Genomic DNA, 20,225 nt, shown 5'->3' on the forward strand with positions numbered 1-20,225 from the left:
CACTGAATGGCCCGTATTGCAGGCGTCAACATTCCAGATAACAAGCATACTGTTATCTCGCTGACCTACATCTATGGTGTTGGTCGCACTACTGCACAGAAAATTTGTGCAGTGACTGGGGTCAACCCAGCGGCAAAGATCAAAGATCTGAGCGACGAGCAGATTGAACAGCTGCGTGGCGAAGTGGCGAAGTTCACCACTGAAGGTGACCTGCGTCGCGAAATCAACATGAAAATCAAGCGCTTGATGGACCTCGGTTGCTATCGCGGTCTGCGTCATCGTCGTGGTCTGCCAGTACGCGGTCAGCGTACCAAGACCAACGCGCGTACCCGTAAAGGTCCGCGTAAGCCGATCCGCAAGTAATCGCCCCAGCGAATCGACAGGAATTTAATCATGGCAAAACCTGCTGCTCGTCCTCGTAAAAAAGTTAAAAAGACAGTGGTTGATGGCATCGCCCACATCCATGCTTCTTTTAACAACACCATCGTGACCATTACCGACCGTCAAGGTAACGCTCTTTCCTGGGCTACCTCCGGTGGTTCGGGTTTCCGCGGTTCCCGCAAGTCCACCCCGTTCGCTGCTCAAGTAGCTGCTGAGCGTGCTGGTCAAGCTGCGCTGGAATATGGCCTGAAAAACCTCGACGTCAACGTCAAAGGTCCAGGTCCAGGTCGTGAATCCGCAGTCCGCGCTTTGAACGGCTGTGGCTACAAGATCGCCAGCATCACCGACGTGACGCCAATCCCGCACAACGGGTGCCGTCCGCCGAAGAAGCGCCGCGTGTAATCCAGGAGATTGTAAAGAATGGCTCGTTACATTGGTCCAAAATGCAAACTCGCTCGTCGCGAAGGCACCGATCTTTTTCTGAAGAGCGGCGTGCGCGCGATCGAATCGAAGTGCAACATTGAAGCAGCACCTGGTATCCACGGCCAACGCCGCGGTCGCCAGTCCGATTACGGCACCCAACTGCGTGAAAAGCAGAAGGTCCGTCGTATCTACGGCGTTCTCGAGCGTCAATTCAGCGGCTACTACAAAGAAGCTGCTGGCAAGAAAGGCGCAACCGGCGAAAACCTGTTGCAGCTGCTCGAATGCCGTCTGGACAACGTTGTATACCGTATGGGTTTCGGTTCTACTCGTGCCGAATCCCGTCAGCTGGTATCGCACAAGTCGATCAGCGTTAACGGTCAGACCGTAAACGTTCCGTCCTACCAGGTTCGTGCTGGTGACGTGGTTGCTGTTCGCGAGAAAGCAAAGAACCAACTTCGCATTGTCCAAGCTCTCGATCTGTGTGCCCAACGTGGCCGCGTAGAATGGGTAGAAGTAGACACTGAGAAGAAGTCGGGCGTTTTCAAGAACGTTCCTGCTCGCAGTGATCTGTCCGCCGACATCAACGAAAGCCTGATTGTCGAGCTCTACTCCAAGTAAGGGCTAGAAAATAGGTGCATCCATGCAGATTTCGGTAAATGAGTTCCTGACACCCCGCCATATTGATGTGCAGGTTGTCAGTCCAACCCGCGCCAAGATCACTCTCGAGCCTCTCGAGCGTGGTTTCGGCCACACCCTGGGCAACGCGCTGCGCCGCATCCTGTTGTCCTCAATGCCCGGCTGTGCAGTAGTCGAGGCCGAGATTGACGGTGTGCTCCACGAGTACAGCGCCATCGAAGGTGTACAGGAAGACGTAATTGAAATCCTGTTGAACCTGAAAGGTCTGGCTATCAAGCTGCACGGTCGTGACGAAGTTACGCTGACCTTGTCGAAGAAGGGTTCGGGGGTGGTTACCGCTGCCGATATTCAGCTGGATCATGATGTCGAGATCGTTAACCCCGATCACGTAATCGCTAACCTGGCGTCTAACGGCGCCCTGAACATGAAGCTCACCGTAGCTCGTGGTCGTGGTTATGAACCGGCAGACTCGCGTCAGAGCGATGAAGACGAAAGCCGCAGCATCGGTCGCTTGCAGCTTGACTCTTCGTTCAGCCCAGTTCGCCGTATCGCATACGTGGTGGAAAACGCCCGTGTCGAACAGCGTACCAACCTGGACAAGCTGGTTATTGATCTGGAAACCAACGGTACCCTGGATCCTGAAGAGGCTATCCGCCGTGCTGCAACCATTCTGCAACAGCAGTTGGCTGCGTTCGTCGACCTCAAGGGTGACAGTGAGCCAGTGGTTGTCGAGCAGGAAGACGAGATCGATCCGATCCTGCTTCGCCCGGTTGACGATCTGGAACTGACTGTACGTTCGGCTAACTGCCTTAAGGCGGAAAACATCTACTACATCGGCGACCTGATTCAGCGTACCGAAGTAGAGCTGTTGAAGACTCCGAACCTTGGCAAGAAATCCTTGACTGAAATCAAGGACGTTCTGGCCTCCCGCGGTCTGTCCCTCGGCATGCGCCTCGACAACTGGCCGCCTGCAAGTCTTAAGAAGGACGACAAGGCGACTGCCTGATCGTCGTAATCACCGAACGTTGTGTTTGGTAAGGAATGAACCATGCGTCATCGTAAAAGTGGTCGTCACCTGAGCCGCACCAGCTCGCACCGCAAGGCCATGTTCCAAAACATGGCGGTGTCGCTGTTCGAGCACGAGCTGATCAAAACTACACTGCCGAAAGCCAAAGAACTGCGTCGCGTTGCTGAGCCGCTGATCACTCTGGCCAAGACAGATAGCCTGGCTAACCGCCGTCTGGCTTTCGACCGTACTCGTTCGAAAGCTATCGTTGGTAAGCTCTTCAACGACCTGGGCAAGCGTTACGCTACCCGTGAGGGTGGCTACCTGCGCATCCTCAAGTGCGGTTTCCGCGCTGGCGACAACGCGCCTATGGCGTACGTCGAGTTGGTTGATCGTGCTACCAGCGGTGAAGCTGTATCCGCTGAGTAAGTCGGCAACAAACAAAGAACCGGGCCTTGTGCCCGGTTTTTTGTGTCTGCTGAAAAAGCACCAAGCCGTTTCGCCTGGCTTGGCTATCGGCAAGTCTTCATCATTAGATAATGACTATCGATGTCCATGATTTAATGAATTTGGATACTGTCACTAACATGATCAATACTCCTTTCCAGCCGATTAGCCGGCAGTTTGAAGACCGACCTAGGAAGATTGAGCATGAGCCAAATCAAAACGCTTACGACCGCCAGTGGCGCTCCAGTCGCCGATAACCAGAACTCTCGTTCCGCCGGCCCGCGGGGCCCGCTGCTGCTCGACGATTTTCACCTGATCGAAAAGCTTGCTCACTTCAACCGCGAGAACATCCCCGAGCGTCGCGTGCACGCCAAAGGGTCGGGGGCCTACGGCACCTTTACCGTCACCCAGGACATCACCCAGTACACCAGCGCCAAGTTGTTCGAGTCGGTCGGCAAGCAGACACCGACCTTCCTGCGGTTTTCCACCGTGGGTGGCGAACGTGGTTCGGCCGACACTGAACGCGATCCACGCGGTTTTGCCCTGAAGTTCTACACCGAGGAAGGCAACTGGGACATCGTCGGCAACAACACGCCGGTCTTCTTCATCCGTGATCCGTTGAAATTTCCAGACTTTATCCACACCCAGAAACGTCTGCCGCAAAGCAACCTGAAAAGTGCCCAGGCGATGTGGGATTTCTGGTCGCATTCGCCTGAGGCGCTGCACCAGGTCACTATTCTGTTCTCTGATCGCGGCATTCCGGATGGCTATCGCCACATGCACGGCTTCGGCAGTCATACCTACAGCCTGATCAGCGGGCAGGGTGAGCGGCATTGGGTGAAGTGGCACTACAAGACCCTGCAAGGCATCAAGAACCTCGCGCCGGCCGAAGCGGCACGTCTGGCCGGTACCGATCCGGATTACGCTCAGCGTGACTTGTTCGAGGCCATCGAGCGCGGTGACTTCCCGAAATGGCGCGTTTGCATCCAAATCATGAGTGAGGCCCAGGCGGCGGCTCATTACGAGAACCCATTCGACGTGACCAAGACCTGGTCGCAGAAAGAATTCCCGTTGATCGAAGTAGGTGTGCTGGAGCTCAACCGTAACCCGCTGAACTACTTTGCTGAAGTCGAACAGGCGGCGTTTGGCCCGAGCAACATGGTGCCAGGGGTTGGCCTCTCACCGGATCGCATGCTGCAGGGGCGTGTCTTCGCCTACGCCGATGCGCACCGCTACCGTGTGGGCACCAATCACCAGCAATTGCCCGTGAATGCGCCACGTAGCCCGGTTAACACTTACCAGCGCGACGGCGCCATGGCGTTTGGCAGCAATGGCGGGGCGGCACCGAACTACGAGCCTAATAGCTATGTGGAAGCGCCGAAGCAGGCCCCGCGTTATGCGGAGCCGGCACTGGCCCTCAGTGGCGCGGCGGACCGTTACGACCATCGCGAAGACACCGACTACTACAGCCACGCCGGTGCGCTGTTCCGCTTGATGAGCGATGAGCAGAAAGCCCTGCTGATCAACAACATCGCAGGGGCGATGAGCGGTGTGTCGGCGGATGTGGTTGACCGTCAGTTGCAGCATTTCTTCAAGGCGGATGTCGCTTATGGAGAAGGCGTCGCAAAAGCCTTGGGCGTAGCGCTTAACTAAGTCTAAACGAGAAGCAGAACCGCCCTCATTAGGGCGGTTTTTGCGTTATTTAGCTTGGTTTTCTCGGATTTTCTTCGCTTTTATTGCGTTGAGGCCGTGACCTTGCGGTCAGCTTGGTTCAAACTACAACCTTTAAAAGCTTGTGGAGATGTAGGGCGATGCAAGGTCACCCAGACGTAATCGATTACCTCAACACGTTGCTGACTGGCGAGCTGGCAGCCCGTGATCAATATTTCATCCATTCGCGGATGTACGAGGATTGGGGTTTTACCGAGCTCTACGAACGTATCAACCACGAGATGGAAGAAGAGACCCAGCATGCCGATGCACTGATGCGCCGGATCCTGATGCTCGAAGGCACGCCACGCATGCGCGCCGATGACCTGGATGTCGGGACCACCGTGCCCGATATGTTGGCCGCTGACCTGCGCTTGGAATACAAAGTTCGCGCCGCGCTGTGCAAAGGCATTGAGCTCTGCGAGCAGCACAACGACTACGTGACCCGCGAGATTTTGCGGATCCAGCTCAACGACACCGAAGAAGACCACACCTACTGGCTGGAGAAGCAGTTGGGTCTGATCAAGCTGATCGGGTTGGAGAACTATCTGCAATCGCAGTTCTGACGCACTCATTGTGGGAGCGAGCTTGCTCGCGATAGCGGTGGGTCAGTCAGCAGAAATGTGGCTGACATACTGATCCCGAGCAGGCTCGCTCCCACAGGGAAACAAACAAAAAGCCCCTGCCATCGATGAGATGACAGGGGCTTTTTCGTGCTCGGGTGGAATCAGTCCCGATCACGCTCCAGCAGCGGCTTGAGGTAGTAACCGGTGTAGGACTGCTTCATCTCGGCCACTTGTTCCGGCGTACCCACGGCAATGATCTGGCCACCCTTGGAACCGCCTTCCGGCCCCAGGTCTACCAACCAGTCCGCGGTCTTGATCACGTCCAGGTTGTGTTCGATCACCACCACGGTGTTGCCGTGGTCGCGAAGGCGATGCAGCACGTCGAGCAATTGCTGGATATCGGCGAAGTGCAGGCCAGTGGTCGGTTCGTCGAGGATGTACAGGGTCTTGCCAGTGTCGCGCTTGGACAACTCGCGGGACAGCTTGACCCGCTGGGCTTCACCACCGGACAGCGTGGTTGCCGACTGCCCCAGCTTGATGTACGACAGGCCGACATCCATCAGCGTCTGGAGCTTGCGCGCCAGGGCCGGCACCGCGTCGAAGAACGCCCGGGCCTCTTCGATGGTCATCTCGAGGGTTTCGTGAATGTTCTTGCCCTTGTATTTGATCTCCAGGGTTTCGCGGTTGTAGCGCTTGCTCTTGCACACATCGCACGGCACGTAGATGTCGGGCAGGAAGTGCATTTCCACCTTGATCAGGCCGTCGCCCTGGCAAGCCTCGCAGCGCCCACCCTTGACGTTGAACGAGAAACGCCCCGGGCCATAACCCCGTGAACGGGACTCCGGCACGCCGGCGAACAGTTCACGGATCGGTGTGAACAGCCCGGTATAGGTCGCCGGGTTGGAGCGCGGTGTGCGGCCAATCGGGCTTTGGTCGATGTCGACCACCTTGTCCAGGTGCTCCAGGCCCTTGATGCTGTCGTGAGCGGCGGCTTCCAGGGTGGTGGCGCCGTTCAGGGCCGTGGCGCTGAGGGGGAACAGGGTGTTGTTGATCAGCGTCGACTTGCCGGAGCCGGATACACCGGTAACGCAGGTCAGCAGGCCGATGGGGATTTCCAGGTCGACGTTGCGCAGGTTGTTGCCGCGAGCGCCCTTGAGGGTCAGCGACAGCTTTTTGTTGCGCGGCGTACGCTTGGCCGGGACCTTGATCTTGACCCGGCCCGACAAGTATTTGCCCGTTAGCGAGTCGGGGTGCGCCATGACTTCGGCGGCCGTGCCCTGAGCAACGATATGCCCGCCATGCACGCCCGCGCCGGGACCGATATCCACCACGTAGTCGGCCAGGCGGATGGCATCCTCGTCGTGCTCGACCACGATCACCGTGTTGCCGATGTCCCGCAGGTGTTTCAGGGTCCCGAGCAGGCGATCGTTATCCCGCTGGTGCAAGCCGATGGACGGCTCGTCGAGGATGTACATCACCCCCACCAGACCGGCGCCGATCTGGCTGGCGAGGCGGATACGCTGGGCCTCGCCGCCGGACAAGGTGTCTGCGCTGCGATCGAGGGTCAGGTAGTCCAGGCCGACGTTCACCAGGAACTGCAGGCGCTCGCGGATTTCCTTGAGGATCTTGTCGGCGATTTCGCCACGCCGACCGGTGAGCTTCAAGCCGCCGAAGTAATCGGTGGCGTCGCCAATCGGCAGGTTGGTCACCGCCGGCAGCGTCTTCTCGCCGACCCACACATGCCGCGCTTCGCGACGTAGGCGGGTGCCACGGCAATCGGGGCAGGGCTGGGTGCTGAGGAACTTGGCCAGTTCTTCGCGCACGCTGGCCGACTCGGTCTCGCGGTAGCGTCGCTCCAGGTTCGGCACGATGCCTTCGAACGGGTGGGAGCGCTTGACGATATCGCCACGGTCGTTGAGGTATTTGAAGTCGACGTTCTGCGAGCCGCTGCCGTGCAGGATGAATTTCTGCTGGTCGGCGGGCAACTCGTTGAATGGCTTGTCCAGGCTGAACTTGTAATGAGCCGCCAGCGAACCGAGCATCTGGAAGTAATAGACGTTACGCCTGTCCCAGCCACGAATCGCCCCTTCGGCCAGGGTCAGCTCGCCATTGACCAGCCGCTTGGTGTCGAAGAACTGCTTGACCCCCAAACCGTCGCAAGTCGGGCAGGCGCCTGCCGGGTTGTTGAAGGAGAACAGCTTGGGTTCCAGCTCGCTGATGGCATGGCCGCAGATCGGGCAAGCGAAGCGTGCGGAGAAAATAATCTCTTCGCCGGGCTCGTCGTCCATCGGGGCGACCAGGGCGATGCCATCGGCCAGTTTCAGCGCGGTCTCGAAGGATTCTGCCAGCCGCTGTTGCAAGTCGGCGCGGACCTTGAAGCGGTCGACCACGACATCGATCGAATGCTTCTTCTGTTTATCCAGCTTCGGCAGTTCGTCCAGCTCGCACAGCTTGCCGTTGACCCGGGCCCGCACGAAGCCCTGGGCGCGCAGTTCTTCGAAGACCATCAGGTGTTCGCCCTTGCGCTCGCGAATCACCGGCGCCAGCAGCATCAGCTTGCTGCCTTCGGGCAGGGCCAGCACCAGGTCGACCATCTGGCTGACGGTCTGGGCTTCCAGGGGAATGTCGTGGTCGGGGCAGCGGGGGATACCCACCCGTGCATACAGCAGGCGCAGGTAGTCGTAGATCTCGGTGATGGTGCCGACCGTCGACCGGGGGTTATGGGAGGTCGACTTCTGTTCGATGGAAATGGCCGGCGACAGGCCTTCGATGGTGTCGACGTCGGGTTTTTCCATCATCGACAGGAACTGCCGGGCGTAGGCCGACAGCGACTCGACATAGCGTCGCTGGCCTTCGGCGTACAACGTGTCGAAGGCCAGGGATGATTTGCCGGATCCGGACAGGCCGGTGATGACGATCAGCTTGTCCCGTGGCAGGGTCAGGTCGATGTTCTTCAGGTTGTGGGTACGGGCCCCACGAATCAGGATCTTGTCCAAAGTGGCCTCGCTCGGCGGGCGTCGAAAACGTAGGAGTATACGGGCAAATACTGGATGGATGCACACTATTGCAGGCGCGATTGCAGCCATACATGAAGACTGCGCGGCAAACGGTCGCCATATACCCTCTCAATCGATGGGACTGGTAGAATCGCCGCCGGTTCACATGAGGTTTTTCCATGCAAGATCCCCACAGCGAACGCATGAGTCGTGGTGAGACACGCGCAGCAAGCGGTCTGGCCCTGGTGTTCGCCTTCCGTATGCTGGGCATGTTCATGGTGTTGCCGGTGCTGGCGACCTATGGCATGGACCTGGCGGGCGCGACCCCGGCCCTCATCGGCTTGGCGATTGGCGCTTACGGCCTGACCCAGGCGATTTTCCAAATTCCGTTCGGGGTCATTTCCGACCGCATCGGCCGGCGTCCGGTGATCTACCTGGGGTTGATCGTCTTCGCCCTCGGCAGCGTGCTGGCGGCCAATGCCGACTCGATTTGGGGCGTGATCGCCGGACGCATCCTACAGGGCGCCGGGGCTATTTCCGCGGCCGTCATGGCGCTGCTGTCAGACTTGACCCGCGAACAGCATCGGACCAAGGCCATGGCCATGATCGGCATGACCATCGGTCTGTCGTTCGCCGTGGCCATGGTGGTCGGTCCCTTGCTGACCCGGGCCTTTGGCTTGTCCGGCCTGTTCCTGGCGACTGGGGCCATGGCGCTTGTGGGGATCCTGATCGTGGCGTTCATGGTGCCGCACGCCACCGGGCCGTTGCAGCACCGGGAATCCGGGGTGGCGCGCCAGGCATTGATCCCGACGCTCAAGCACCCGGACCTGTTGCGCCTGGACTTGGGCATTTTCGTGCTCCACGCCATGCTGATGTCCAGCTTCGTGGCCTTGCCGCTGGCCTTGGTCGAGAAGGCCGGCCTGCCCAAGGAACAGCACTGGTGGGTCTATTTGACCGCGCTGCTGATTTCGTTCTTCGCCATGATTCCTTTCATTATCTATGGCGAGAAACGACGCAAAATGAAACGAGTTTTGCTCGGCGCCGTCGTGACGCTGATGCTCACTGAGCTATTCTTCTGGCAGTTCGGCGATAGCCTGCGGGCCCTGGTGATCGGCACGGTGGTGTTCTTCACCGCGTTCAATCTGCTGGAAGCATCGCTGCCATCGCTGATCAGCAAGGTTTCGCCGGCGGGCGGCAAGGGCACGGCGATGGGGGTCTACTCCACCAGCCAGTTCCTGGGCTCGGCGTTGGGCGGGATCCTCGGCGGCTGGCTGTTCCAGCATGGCGGTTTGTCGGTTGTGTTCCTGGGATGTGCCGCGCTGGCTGCACTTTGGTTAGCCTTTGCTGTTACCATGCGCGAACCTCCCTATGTGACGAGCCTGCGCTTGCCCTTATCGCCCGAGGCGATTCGTGAGGCTGGCCTGACCGAGCGTCTGAAGGCCGTCGTTGGAGTAACCGATGCAGTGGTGGTCGCCGACGAAGCGGCCGTTTATATCAAACTGGACACCGAATTATTGGATCGCGCGACGCTCGAGCGCCTGGTGAACAACCCGGCCCCGACCACGTGCGAAGCCTAGGAGAACGTTATGGCCCGTGGGGTTAACAAAGTCATATTGGTCGGTACTTGCGGCCAGGATCCCGAAGTTCGCTACCTGCCGAACGGCAACGCCGTGACCAACCTGAGTCTGGCGACCAGCGAGCAGTGGACCGACAAACAGACCGGCCAGAAGGTCGAGAAGACCGAATGGCACCGCGTGTCGATGTTCGGCAAGGTGGCCGAGATTGCCGGCGAATACCTGCGCAAGGGTTCGCAGGTGTACATCGAAGGCAAGCTGCAGACCCGCGAGTGGGAAAAAGACGGCATCAAGCGCTACACCACCGAAATCGTGGTCGACATGCAAGGCACCATGCAATTGCTGGGTGGCCGTCCTCAGGGCGACCAGCAGCAAGGTGGCAACAACTACCAGCAGTCGGCCCCGCGTCAGCAGGCTCCTCGTCCGCAGCAGTCGGCCCCACAGCCACAGCGCGAGCGCCCGGCGGCTCCACAGCAGGCCGCGCCGCAGCCGGCTCCGGATTTTGACAGCTTCGACGACGATATCCCGTTCTGATCTGCATAAGATCCAGTGGTAACGGCGCATGAGGCGTTTTAGTCGATGAGGCACCTCACTCGCTGATACTTTAAAGTTCGATAAAAGCCCTCTTCGCTGCAAAGCCAGGAGGGTTTTTTTCGCCCTGTATAAAGCCGAGATATCGCGAGATGGACCCAGGTGATGAGCAGCGCGGATTAACGGACTATGCCGCGAATTGATTAGTCATAAATAACCTTCTGATAGACCGGCGTTTGCTTGGCGCTGTGCTTGATGCGTCGTACTGAGCTGCCGGTGATGAGTTGCCCGCCGAGAAGAAGATTGCCACGAGGAGATCGCGGTTCGAAAAGCTGTTGTCTCAATACCCTTATCGCTTCTGCACCTAATTCATCGCGGGGCACGTGAAGCGTGGTGAGCGGTATATCGTTGATGTCCGCCAGGTTGAACCCGTCCATGCTCATCACTGAAACATCGTGAGGAACCCTCAAGCCGGCATTCTGGAGCGCTTTAACTGCCCCGGCTGCCATAAAGTCACCCCCGGCCAGGATGGCAGTTGGTCGGTCGTCAGGTGCGCAGTTTTCGATGAAGGCCGCTATCCGCGCTTCAGATTCAGCACTGCCGAAACCCTCGCAAACCATTAGGTGTCTTGCTTCGACAAATTCGAGATTCTGCTCCTTCCATGCATCACGAATTCCACGTATCCGCAGGTCCATCGTGTACCGCCTGAGGCACTGGAGGGTCAGTACATTTCGGTGCCCCATCTGAAACAGATAATTTATCGAATAATGACCGATTAAAAAGTGGTCGGGCGATATCGAGGGCAGGCGCATGCTGCGATCAATGCAGTTGATCAGCACCGTCGGCTTGCTGAGGTCGGCGGCAAGTTGGTGTATGTGCGGATCATCAATACCAATCAGGATCGCCGCACCCGTGTCCTTCTGGTTCATCTTTTCCAAAAACAGTAATGCGTCGCTATCGACCTCTTCAAGCTCGCAGTAGCGGACTCGAACATCATGTTGCGCGACCGCCTGCGTGATGCCCTGGATCACTTTGTAGTAGAAGATATCAGAGCGTACGTTGAAGGCCCGCGAGGGCGCGAAGATGGTCAGCCCGTTGAGCAGGAAACGACCCTTGGCGAGGCTTTCCATCACGCCCTGCTGACGAGCCGCCGCTAAGACTTTTTCTCTCGTGGCCGGGCGTGTATTTGATTTGCCAGCAAGCACCCGCGACACCGTTGCGATGGACAGGCCGGTCTGTGCCGCGATTTCAGCAATGTGTAATTTCCCCACTGCGGCTTATCCATTGAGACAATTTATGTAAAAGCTTTCATAGCAGAAACGGGCCACCAATCCTAGCGTCCATGGATTTCTACCTGGCTGTGGTGGAGGAGAATGTAAATTTATACACGCTTGCTTCTGTACGAATCATGAGCAGGTGCCATAGCGTCAAGCCTCAAATAAAAACAAAACGCCGGAAAATCCGGTGACAGGCGAAGACTTGATGACTATCGATATCGAACGCAATGCTCGACTTTCGGCCAAGCTAAAATTCATCCCGCATCTGCGTTGGTGGATGCTTTCCCTGTTTTTGCTCGGCGTCACTGTCAACTATATAACCCGCAACTCATTAGGCATCTTGGCCCCGGAACTGAAAACCACGTTCAGCATGTCGACTGAACAATACTCGTGGGTGGTCGCCTCTTTCCAACTGGCTTATACGGTTTTCCAACCCATCTGCGGGTGGTTGATCGATGCGATCGGGCTCAAGCTCGGCTTCGTGATATGCGCCGTCGTATGGTCAGTGATGTGCCTTCTTCATGCTGGGGCTGCGAGTTGGGTGCATCTGGCGATTCTGCGTTTTTTTATGGGCGCTTCGGAGGCTGCGGCGACACCCGCCAATGCCAAGGCGATAGGGGACTGGTTTCCAAAAAAAGAACGACCTATCGCCGCGGGCTGGGCGGGGGTTGGCTTTTCTTTGGGGGCGATGCTCGCCCCTCCCATCATCTATCTGGCTCATGTATCGCTGGGCTGGCAGGGCGCATTTCTAATCTCCGGGGGGATCGGACTGGTATGGGCTGCCGTCTGGGGATGGCTCTACCACGCCCCCAATATCCACCCGCGCTTGTCGCCCAATGAGTTGAAGCACATCCAACAAGACGGCGAAAAAATCGGCCAGCAGATGCCGTTCTTTAAAGCGTTGAAAAAGATTGGCCGGGACAAGCGATTTTACGGTATCGCGCTTCCCGCCTTCATGGCAGAACCAGCATGGGCCGTCATGAGTTTTTGGGTGCCGCTGTATCTGGCCAACGAAAGAGGAATGGACCTTAAGCAAATCGTACTGTTTGCCTGGGTTCCGTTTCTGGCGGCGGATCTGGGCAGTATCGCCAGCGGTTATCTATCACGCGCTTACCATCGTTTTTTCAAATGCACCCGGGTGAACTCGATCGTCGCCAGTTCAATCACCGGCGCCTTCCTGATGTTTTCGTTAGCCGTGATGACACAGGTGCAAGACCCTTATGTTGCGATTGCGCTTATTTCAGTCGGCGGTTTTGGCCACCAGATTATTTCCTGCATGTTAAGTGCACTGGTCGTCGAAACGTTCGATCGGGATGAGTTGGCGACTGTGAACGGAATGCGAGGCTCATGCGCGTGGATTGCCAGCTTTATTTTCTCGCTGATCATCGGTGTCAGCGTGGACAAAATAGGATTCAACCCATTGTTCATTGCAATGGGGCTCTTTGATTTTATAGGTGCGTTTTTCATGATTTTGTTTATCGCAGACAGAGCGTCCAAACCTAAAGCGGTGCGTGCACAATGAAGTCACTTAAAGTCTGGACGTTACAGGCCCAGGAAAAAGGCTACATCGAGCTGCTGGTTGAGGGCCGGCATCTATTTCGAATCTATATCCTTGAAGACGGTTTGGCGCGTGTTCTGCTTATGCGTGCAGGCGCGTTGGCACTGGATCGGACCTGGAGCATTGCGCCCCGGGAGGACGTCGCCTGGCAGGGCCGGGCCCGCGAGTCGGTAGCGGATTTCTCTTTGCCCGCGTACCGGGTCGAAACGCTTCAGGACCGGTTGGTGCTCACCACCCAAAAACTACGCATCACTGTGCATCAGCCGCTGTGGTTACAGTGGGAATACCATGATGGCCAGGCCTGGAGGCCGTTGGTCTCGGATCGGCCCACCGGTGCCTATTCGCTTGACGCTCATGGTGAAGGCCTGGAGCACTACCAGCTTCGCGCGCCTGAACATCGCTACTACGGGCTCGGCGAAAAAACCGGCGATCTGAACCGCACCGGCAGACGTTTTGAAATGCGTAACCTGGATGCAATGGGATATGACGCTGCGAGCACCGACCCGCTGTACAAGCATATTCCCTTTGTCATCACGCACCAGGAACACGCCAGCTTCGGGATGTTTTATGACAACCTGAACACCAGCCTGTTTGATCTGGGTAACGAGCTGGATAACTATCACCGGCCCTATCGTCGGTACAAAGCGGAGGCCGGCGACCTCGACTACTGGGTACTTGCAGGCCCGCGCATACTGGATGTGACGAAGGCTTTCGTTCGTCTGACCGGACGCACCTTGTTTCTGCCTAAATGGAGCCTGGGCTACAGCGGCTCAACCATGCATTACACCGACGCCGAAAATGCTCAGGAACAGTTGCTGGAGTTTCTTGATCTGTGCCGTCAGCACGATATTCCTTGTGACTCTTTTCAACTGTCATCCGGGTACACCTCCATTGGCGAAAAGCGCTATGTGTTCAACTGGAACCATGAAAAAGTCCCGGACCCCAAGGCGCTGGCCCAGGCCTACCGAGAGGCCGGCGTCAGGCTGATTGCCAACATAAAGCCTTGTCTGCTGCAGGACCACCCGCGCTACGCCGAGGTGGCCAAGCAAAAGATGTTCATTACCGACTCTGAGCACAACAGGCCAGAGCGGTCGGTCTTCTGGGACGATGAGGGCTCTCATCTGGACTTCACCAACCCGGACGCTGTCAGTTGGTGGCAGTCAAATGTCACGTCACAGCTTTTGGAACTGGGCATTGAATCTACATGGAACGATAACAATGAATTCGAAGTGTGGGACGGCGAGGCGCGCTGCCAAGGCTTTGGGCGCGAGATAGCAATCAAACATATCCGGCCCGTCATGGCATTGCTGATGATGAGAGCGTCTTTAGAGGCCCAACAGCGCTTCTGCCCGTCAGAGCGGCCCTACCTCATCTCACGCTCAGGTTGCGCTGGCATGCAGCGCTATGTTCAGACCTGGAGCGGTGATAACCGAACCAACTGGAAAACTCTTCGCTACAACACCCGCATGGGCCTGGGCATGAGCCTGTCGGGGTTGTACAACGTGGGGCACGACGTGGGTGGGTTCTCCGGTAATAAACCGGATCCCGAGCTGTTTGTCCGTTGGGTCCAGAATGGTGTGATGCACCCGCGCTTCACCATTCACTCCTGGAACGACGATGGCACCGTCAATGAGCCATGGATGCATCCAACGGTCACCGATGCGGTCCGTGACGCTATTGGCCTCAGATATAGGTTGATGCCTTATTTCTATACCTTGCTGTGGCAAGCCAGTCACGAAGATGAGCCCATTTTGCGACCTACGTTTCTTGACCACGAGCACGACCTTCAAACGTTCAAGGAAAACGACGAGTTCCTTCTGGGTCGAGACGTTCTCGTCGCCAGCGTTGTAGAGGAGGGCGCACGCGAGCGCGAGGTGTGGCTACCCCTGAACACGACCGGATGGTGCGACTGGCACACCGGTGACTGGTACGAAGGCGGCCAGTACGTTTCGCTGGATGCGCCTTTGGAACGTTTGCCATTGTTAGTGCGAGGGGGCGCTGCGATAGCGACCGGTGAGTGCCACAAGCTTAACGATCCCTCGCTTGATCGACGTCGCGAGCTGGTGATTTTTCCTGCACCTTCAGGCACCTCCAGCGGCGTGTTATTTGAAGATGACGGCATCAGTCATGGCTGGAAAAACGGCAATAGCCTGGAGATCAGATGGTCCATTGAATATGGTCTGGACTTCATTGATTTGAAGATCTCTAAAACGGGGGATTTTTGTCCGGCGTGGGAGCAGCTCGAGGTGTCCTTGAAGGGAGCGGACGCGAGAACCCTGCGAATCAACGGCCATAGCGGCTGGGCTTTAAAATTGGCCGACATTGCGGAGCATGAACTTCATTGATCACCTGAGAAATCTTTGCCCTCCCAGTTCGGGAGGGCAAATCCAAGGGGCATCGGAGGCTTTCATATCTCCTAGGAACCGTGCATACGAGTTTCCCTGCCTCAGCTCACAAATCCAGATCCAATACCTCCTGCATCCTCTCGCCAATCGACCGTCTCAACCACTCGGCATGGAACGCCATGTCCCGCACCGTTACATCCCCAAACCGCAGTGCGATCGGTTTGCCATTGGCTCCGGCGAAGCACACCTCAAAGTGACAAACGTTGGCGGAAGCGGTCGTTATGTAAGGCCGGATGGAATGGATGTCACTGTACGGCACGCATTCTTCGGTGGTTGGTCGGGCAGGGCGGCGTTGGGTGAAGGTCAGGCGTTGCTGGCGCTCATCAAAGCAGAAGCCAAGCACTTCAGGCCCGGAGGCGAGCCAGTTGAGCATGCAGACGGCGACGAATGCGCTGATGAACATGAGGACTAAAAACAGGGGATCTTCGATCACGCTTGTGTGAATGGGCGACAGGCCTTGTCCGACATGAAACAGCTCCATCGATAGCACGGCGAGTCCGTAGACCGGCAATGCCAGCAACACCACCACGGCATACAGCATGGTACCCAGGTATCCCGGCCTGGATGCTTCGCTTGAGCAATCCCACGTAGATGGGTGCCGTGGCGCCGATGCCGCAGTGTCGGTCAGGAAGGGAGATTCAACCAGGCGCAGCGGGCGTTTGCGTTTCATGCGGCTGGCTCTTGGGAAAAATACCCGGCCATTCTTATCGTGATTGCCCAGCGACGACTAGTCGCGTCAGTCATCGCAAGCAAATAAAAACCGCGCTTTGGTACTCGAAGCGCGGTTCCCTTTGCCGGCCATTGGGGTGGGATTGCACCTCAGCGGCTGGTCGTCAGAAATTGCTCGGTGCTCACCACACTCGCGTAGGCAAACCCCAGCGACGCCATGAACGCCGCGTGCACCTGGGCGGCCGGTACAACGACGCCGTTGAATTCCAGATCGAGGGTGGCGCAGGCATCGTGGATCACCGTAACGCCGTAGCCCAGGTCCGCCGCTGCCCGCACCACGCCATCGACGCACATGTGGCTCATGCTGCCGACCACCACCAGTTGCTCGATGCCGTGCTGGGTGAGGAGGGCTTGCAGTTCGGTTTCGCGAAACGCATTGACGAAGTGCTTGAGGACCACCGGTTCGTCGGCGCGGTTGAGCACTTTGGGGTGCAATTGTGCGCCTTCGGAGCCTGGGGAGAAGAAGGGCGCGTCGTCGGAGGTGAATTCGTGGCGGATGTGCACCACGCTGTTGCCAGCCTGGCGAAAGGCTTCGATCAACCGTACGGCGTTATCAGCGGCGGCGTCGGCACCGACCAGTGGCCATTTTCCCTGGGGGAAGTAGTCGTTCTGGATATCGACTACGATGAGCGCTTGCTTGGACATGAGGGCTTCCTTGATCAGGTGGGGTAGGGCGCCAGTATTGGCGTTTACCGCCGGGTCGAGGATTGGCCGCAACGACAATAAGCGAGGGAAAACTGACAATGGCGCAACAAAGGGCAGTCGCCGAGCTTGGGGTGCTCATCTACCCCGGCGCGCAAATGGCGGCGGTGCATGGCTTGACCGATCTGTTCGCCGTGGCCCAGCGGATCGCGGCCGAGCACGCCAGTGCACCATTGCCACGGTTGCGGGTCAGTCACTGGCAGACCGACAACGGCGAGACGCCGCGGCGGGTGTTCGACAGCGAAACCGGCCCGGCGGGCCCGTTGGTGGCGTTGCTGATTCCGCCGTCCCTCGCCGGTTTCGACGACGACCTGGCCTCGCCAACGCTGATGGATTGGTTGCGTGCGCAGCATGCGGGCGGCACCGTGCTGGGCGGTGTGTGTGTCGGCTCGATCCTGTTGGCTGAAAGCGGCCTGCTCGATGGGCGCAGCGCCACCACCCATTGGACCTCCGCCAAGGATTTCGCCGCCCGTTACCCGAAGATCAAGCTCAACGCCGACAAACCGATTGTCGACGACGGCGACCTGATCACCACCGCCGGGCTGATGGCCTGGTCGGAACTGGGGCTGCGCCTGGTGGACCGCCTGCTCGGGCCCAGCATTGCCACGCGCACCGCGCAATTCCTGGTGATCGAGCACAGCGACAGCGCGAGCCAGTGCGGCAGTAACTTCGCGCCCATCCTTGGCCATGGCGACGGGGCGATTCTCAAGGTCCAGCATTGGTTGCAAAGCAACGGTGCGGTGGAGGTTTCCCTCGGCGCGATGGCCGAAAGGGCCGGGCTGGAAGAGCGCACCTTCCTGCGCCGGTTCCGTGCCGCCACCGGGCTCAAGCCCACCGAGTACTGCCAGCACCTGCGGGTTGGCAAGGCCCGGGAAATGCTGGAGTTCACCAATGGCACCATCGACCACATTGCCTGGACCGTTGGCTACCAGGACCCCAGTGCCTTTCGCGCGACGTTCAGGAAAATCACCGGGTTGGCGCCGAGTGATTATCGGGCGAGGTTTGGGGTAAGCCCGCCGGGTTCTTCAAAGCAGCAGTGACTCCTTTGTGGCGAGGGGGATTTATGTGGGAGCAAGGCTTGCCCGCGAACAGGCGCCTCGATTTCTGAAAGACCGCAGCGCCTTCATCGCGGGCAAGCCTTGCTCCCACATAAATCCCCTCGCCACAGAGGGCTGCGTATGTAGCCCGCCATCGTGCAATTTGCCAGATGCCGGCCGTATGTCGTGCAGAATGAAACAGGCTCGGTGCTATCAACTGCTCACAATCCGCCCGCTTGGCTGACCATCATCGCCCTTCACCTCGTTGGCCTGATCTCTGCACCTCCCTTGTCCAAAGCCATCGAGCGCAGGAAAAAGGGCACCGCATGACATCAGTCAATCGCAACAAACGGGTCGTGGCCTATTCGGTCAATCCACAAGCGCCGCGCCATGAGGTCGAGACCAACCGTGCACTGGCCCAGTGGCTGGCACAGATCCTGGGATGGGCGTACGGCGACAGTCATGACCCCCAGTCCGGTCACGATCTTTATCTGTTGCCCACGCAAACCCTGATCGGCACAGAAGCCTTGATGCGCCTGGGGGTGAAGGGGCCGGAGGATGTGTGGGGTGGCTATGTCGAGCATGATTTTATCTGCACCAAGGCGATTACCCACGGTCTGTTGAATAAGGACGCCGAGGCCCCCAAAGGCTGGTCGCCGCTGTTTGCCAAGCTCACCCGAGGCGCAGTGCTCGATGGCGTGACGGTGTTTTCGCTCAAGGACGCCCGCCCGGCCGCCGAACATTTGCTCTACACCGGGCCGATCCGCATCAAGCCGATCCATGCCTGTGCCGGACGCGGCCAACGGCTGATCAAGAGCCTGGCGCAATTCGATGAAATCGTCGCCGCGCCTGACGCCCAGGCGTTGTTTGGTGAAGGGGTGGTGTTGGAACAGCACCTCAACGAGGTCAAGACCCAGAGCGTTGGCCAGAGCTTCATCAACGGCAAGGTCCTGAGCTACTGCGGCGTGCAACACCTGACCCACGACAGCGAAGGGGTGGAAGTGTACGGCGGGTCGGACCTGCTGGTGGTGCAGGGCGGCTATATCGAGTTGCTCAGGCTCGAACTGCCCGACGATGTGCGCGAAGCGGTGCGGTTGGCGCAAGTGTTCGATGACGCCGCCAACCAGGCCTTCCCGAGCTTTTTCGCGTCGCGGCGCAATTACGACATCGCCCAGGGACTGGATGCCGCTGGCCAGCCCCGTGGCGGTGTGCTGGAACAGTCGTGGCGCATGGGCGGGGCCAGCAGCGCCGAACTGGCGGCATTGCAGGTGTTCGTCGAAACGCCTGAAACCAGCGCGGTGCGAGTGTCCTCGGTGGAGACCTACCTCGACCAACCGCTGCCAGCCGGCGCCAGGGAGGTGTATCGCGGCGCGGCGGAAAATGGTGATTTCCTACTCAAATACGTAACGGTTCAATCCTATGACGGCTAGAAGCGAAACGATCCAGATTGCAATTGATGACGAGCATATGAATGGGACCTTCCTGAGTCCCAAATCGAAGGTACCAGGCGTGTTGTTCGTACACGGCTGGGGCGGCAGTCAAGAGCGGGACCTGGAACGGGCCAAAGGCATCGCCGGCCTCGGTTGCGTGTGCCTGACCTTCGACTTGCGCGGGCACACCGGCGGGGCGGGTATCCCGTTGTCGCGGGTCACCCGTGAGGACAATTTGCGGGATCTGTTGGCGGCATACGACCGCCTGCTCGCGCACCCAGCCTTGGATACCTCGGCGATTGCCGTGGTGGGTACCAGCTATGGCGGTTACCTGGCCTCGATCCTGACGTCGCTGCGCCCGGTGCGCTGGCTGGCCCTGCGGGTCCCGGCGCTGTACCGCGACGAGCAATGGCACACGCCCAAGCGCGACCTGGACAAGACTGACCTGCTGGATTACCGCAGTACCCTGGTGCACGCGGGCACCAATCGCGCCTTGCACGCGTGCTCGCAGTTCACCGGCGATGTGTTGCTGGTGGAATCGGAGACCGATACCTATGTGCCCCACGCCACGATCATGAGCTACCGGGCGGCGTGCCAGCAGACCCATTCGCTGACGCACCGGATCATCGACGGCGCCGACCATGCCCTGAGCGACCCCGTGTCACAGCAGGCTTACACCTCGATCCTGGTGGACTGGATCACGGAAATGGTGGTGGGAGAGCGGTTGAGCATTATTCAGGCGCGGTGATCGTGGGGTGTCTGTGGGGGCCTCATCGCGAGCAAGCTCGCTCCCACAATGGACCTGTGTGAACTCAAT

The 20,225-nt window shown here is 58.5% G+C and carries 18 protein-coding genes; 14 read left to right on the forward strand and 4 right to left on the reverse strand.

Features of this window, described 5'->3' with window-relative positions:
• Positions 1-6: 6 nt before the first annotated feature.
• The 7 genes from rpsM to bfr all read left to right on the forward strand — a co-directional run bounded on the left by rpsM (position 7) and on the right by bfr (position 5,169).
• Complete coding sequence (gene rpsM / locus AC3A5O_RS17275) at positions 7-363, forward strand: 30S ribosomal protein S13 (protein ID WP_003186020.1); 357 nt, start codon at positions 7-9, stop codon at positions 361-363.
• A 30-nt stretch (positions 364-393) separates the two neighbouring features.
• Positions 394-783, forward strand: a complete 390-nt coding sequence (gene rpsK / locus AC3A5O_RS17280; protein ID WP_002555466.1) for a 30S ribosomal protein S11 — start codon at positions 394-396, stop codon at positions 781-783.
• Between the two features lie 18 nt (positions 784-801).
• Complete coding sequence (rpsD, locus tag AC3A5O_RS17285) at positions 802-1,422, forward strand: 30S ribosomal protein S4 (protein WP_003176404.1); 621 nt, start codon at positions 802-804, stop codon at positions 1,420-1,422.
• A gap of 22 nt (positions 1,423-1,444) precedes the next feature.
• Positions 1,445-2,446 carry a DNA-directed RNA polymerase subunit alpha gene (locus tag AC3A5O_RS17290; RefSeq protein ID WP_003186012.1) on the forward strand — a complete coding sequence of 334 codons (1,002 nt, stop codon included), beginning with the start codon at positions 1,445-1,447 and terminating at the stop codon, positions 2,444-2,446.
• 42 nt (positions 2,447-2,488) lie between these two features.
• A complete protein-coding gene (gene rplQ / locus AC3A5O_RS17295) occupies positions 2,489-2,875 on the forward strand; it encodes a 50S ribosomal protein L17 (RefSeq protein ID WP_003186009.1) in 387 nt (128 codons plus the stop codon).
• Positions 2,876-3,097: 222 nt separating this feature from the next.
• Positions 3,098-4,546: a catalase gene (locus AC3A5O_RS17300; RefSeq protein WP_487753478.1), complete on the forward strand. Its 1,449-nt coding sequence runs from the start codon at positions 3,098-3,100 to the stop codon at positions 4,544-4,546.
• 158 nt (positions 4,547-4,704) lie between these two features.
• Positions 4,705-5,169, forward strand: coding sequence for a bacterioferritin (bfr, locus tag AC3A5O_RS17305; protein ID WP_014340470.1), 465 nt, complete (start codon positions 4,705-4,707; stop codon positions 5,167-5,169).
• Positions 5,170-5,330: 161 nt separating this feature from the next.
• On the opposite strand, the gene uvrA is transcribed toward bfr, so the two are convergent.
• Positions 5,331-8,165: an excinuclease ABC subunit UvrA gene (gene uvrA / locus AC3A5O_RS17310; RefSeq protein WP_305468656.1), complete on the reverse strand. Its 2,835-nt coding sequence runs from the start codon at positions 8,163-8,165 to the stop codon at positions 5,331-5,333.
• A gap of 179 nt (positions 8,166-8,344) precedes the next feature.
• On the opposite strand from uvrA, the gene AC3A5O_RS17315 reads away from it, so the two are divergent.
• A complete protein-coding gene (locus tag AC3A5O_RS17315; RefSeq protein WP_122566149.1) occupies positions 8,345-9,742 on the forward strand; it encodes an MFS transporter in 1,398 nt (465 codons plus the stop codon).
• Between the two features lie 9 nt (positions 9,743-9,751).
• Entirely contained in the window at positions 9,752-10,273 is a 522-nt protein-coding gene (locus AC3A5O_RS17320) for a single-stranded DNA-binding protein (protein WP_122566150.1), read from the forward strand.
• Between the two features lie 200 nt (positions 10,274-10,473).
• On the opposite strand, the gene AC3A5O_RS17325 is transcribed toward AC3A5O_RS17320, so the two are convergent.
• Entirely contained in the window at positions 10,474-11,541 is a 1,068-nt protein-coding gene (locus AC3A5O_RS17325; protein WP_487753479.1) for a LacI family DNA-binding transcriptional regulator, read from the reverse strand.
• A 211-nt stretch (positions 11,542-11,752) separates the two neighbouring features.
• Between AC3A5O_RS17325 and AC3A5O_RS17330 the strand changes: the two genes are divergently transcribed.
• Both AC3A5O_RS17330 and AC3A5O_RS17335 read left to right on the forward strand, forming a co-directional pair.
• Positions 11,753-13,069 carry an MFS transporter gene (locus AC3A5O_RS17330; RefSeq protein ID WP_122566152.1) on the forward strand — a complete coding sequence of 439 codons (1,317 nt, stop codon included), beginning with the start codon at positions 11,753-11,755 and terminating at the stop codon, positions 13,067-13,069.
• Positions 13,066-15,450, forward strand: a complete 2,385-nt coding sequence (locus AC3A5O_RS17335; protein ID WP_487753480.1) for a glycoside hydrolase family 31 protein — start codon at positions 13,066-13,068, stop codon at positions 15,448-15,450. The genes AC3A5O_RS17330 and AC3A5O_RS17335 overlap by 4 nt, the downstream gene beginning before the upstream one ends.
• A 106-nt stretch (positions 15,451-15,556) precedes the next feature.
• On the opposite strand, the gene AC3A5O_RS17340 is transcribed toward AC3A5O_RS17335, so the two are convergent.
• Positions 15,557-16,180: a hypothetical protein gene (locus tag AC3A5O_RS17340; protein ID WP_305481975.1), complete on the reverse strand. Its 624-nt coding sequence runs from the start codon at positions 16,178-16,180 to the stop codon at positions 15,557-15,559.
• A 149-nt stretch (positions 16,181-16,329) separates the two neighbouring features.
• Complete coding sequence (locus AC3A5O_RS17345; RefSeq protein ID WP_122566155.1) at positions 16,330-16,884, reverse strand: cysteine hydrolase family protein; 555 nt, start codon at positions 16,882-16,884, stop codon at positions 16,330-16,332.
• Positions 16,885-16,982: 98 nt separating this feature from the next.
• Between AC3A5O_RS17345 and AC3A5O_RS17350 the strand changes: the two genes are divergently transcribed.
• The 3 genes from AC3A5O_RS17350 to AC3A5O_RS17360 all read left to right on the forward strand — a co-directional run bounded on the left by AC3A5O_RS17350 (position 16,983) and on the right by AC3A5O_RS17360 (position 20,156).
• Entirely contained in the window at positions 16,983-17,981 is a 999-nt protein-coding gene (locus AC3A5O_RS17350) for a GlxA family transcriptional regulator (RefSeq protein ID WP_122566156.1), read from the forward strand.
• 323 nt (positions 17,982-18,304) lie between these two features.
• Positions 18,305-19,408, forward strand: a complete 1,104-nt coding sequence (locus AC3A5O_RS17355) for a DUF3182 family protein (protein WP_487753481.1) — start codon at positions 18,305-18,307, stop codon at positions 19,406-19,408.
• Positions 19,398-20,156: an alpha/beta hydrolase family protein gene (locus AC3A5O_RS17360; protein ID WP_122566158.1), complete on the forward strand. Its 759-nt coding sequence runs from the start codon at positions 19,398-19,400 to the stop codon at positions 20,154-20,156. Before AC3A5O_RS17355 ends, AC3A5O_RS17360 begins: the two co-directional genes overlap by 11 nt.
• Positions 20,157-20,225 lie beyond the last annotated feature (69 nt).

The organism is Pseudomonas sp. Soil_N_39 (assembly GCF_057655955.1).

What these genes read in the sequence shown, in the direction of transcription:
- AC3A5O_RS17350 (WP_122566156.1), top strand. Translation starts at nt 16,983, where the DNA reads ATGGCGCAACAAAGGGCAGTCGCCGAGCTTGGGGTGCTCATCTACCCC.
- AC3A5O_RS17290 (WP_003186012.1), top strand. Translation starts at nt 1,445, where the DNA reads ATGCAGATTTCGGTAAATGAGTTCCTGACACCCCGCCATATTGATGTG.
- rpsM (WP_003186020.1), top strand. Translation starts at nt 7, where the DNA reads ATGGCCCGTATTGCAGGCGTCAACATTCCAGATAACAAGCATACTGTT.
- rplQ (WP_003186009.1), top strand. Translation starts at nt 2,489, where the DNA reads ATGCGTCATCGTAAAAGTGGTCGTCACCTGAGCCGCACCAGCTCGCAC.
- AC3A5O_RS17335 (WP_487753480.1), top strand. Translation starts at nt 13,066, where the DNA reads ATGAAGTCACTTAAAGTCTGGACGTTACAGGCCCAGGAAAAAGGCTAC.
- AC3A5O_RS17360 (WP_122566158.1), top strand. Translation starts at nt 19,398, where the DNA reads ATGACGGCTAGAAGCGAAACGATCCAGATTGCAATTGATGACGAGCAT.
- rpsD (WP_003176404.1), top strand. Translation starts at nt 802, where the DNA reads ATGGCTCGTTACATTGGTCCAAAATGCAAACTCGCTCGTCGCGAAGGC.
- AC3A5O_RS17300 (WP_487753478.1), top strand. Translation starts at nt 3,098, where the DNA reads ATGAGCCAAATCAAAACGCTTACGACCGCCAGTGGCGCTCCAGTCGCC.
- AC3A5O_RS17340 (WP_305481975.1), bottom strand. Translation starts at nt 16,180, where the DNA reads ATGAAACGCAAACGCCCGCTGCGCCTGGTTGAATCTCCCTTCCTGACC.
- AC3A5O_RS17330 (WP_122566152.1), top strand. Translation starts at nt 11,753, where the DNA reads ATGACTATCGATATCGAACGCAATGCTCGACTTTCGGCCAAGCTAAAA.
- AC3A5O_RS17345 (WP_122566155.1), bottom strand. Translation starts at nt 16,884, where the DNA reads ATGTCCAAGCAAGCGCTCATCGTAGTCGATATCCAGAACGACTACTTC.
- AC3A5O_RS17315 (WP_122566149.1), top strand. Translation starts at nt 8,345, where the DNA reads ATGCAAGATCCCCACAGCGAACGCATGAGTCGTGGTGAGACACGCGCA.
- bfr (WP_014340470.1), top strand. Translation starts at nt 4,705, where the DNA reads ATGCAAGGTCACCCAGACGTAATCGATTACCTCAACACGTTGCTGACT.
- AC3A5O_RS17320 (WP_122566150.1), top strand. Translation starts at nt 9,752, where the DNA reads ATGGCCCGTGGGGTTAACAAAGTCATATTGGTCGGTACTTGCGGCCAG.
- rpsK (WP_002555466.1), top strand. Translation starts at nt 394, where the DNA reads ATGGCAAAACCTGCTGCTCGTCCTCGTAAAAAAGTTAAAAAGACAGTG.
- AC3A5O_RS17355 (WP_487753481.1), top strand. Translation starts at nt 18,305, where the DNA reads ATGACATCAGTCAATCGCAACAAACGGGTCGTGGCCTATTCGGTCAAT.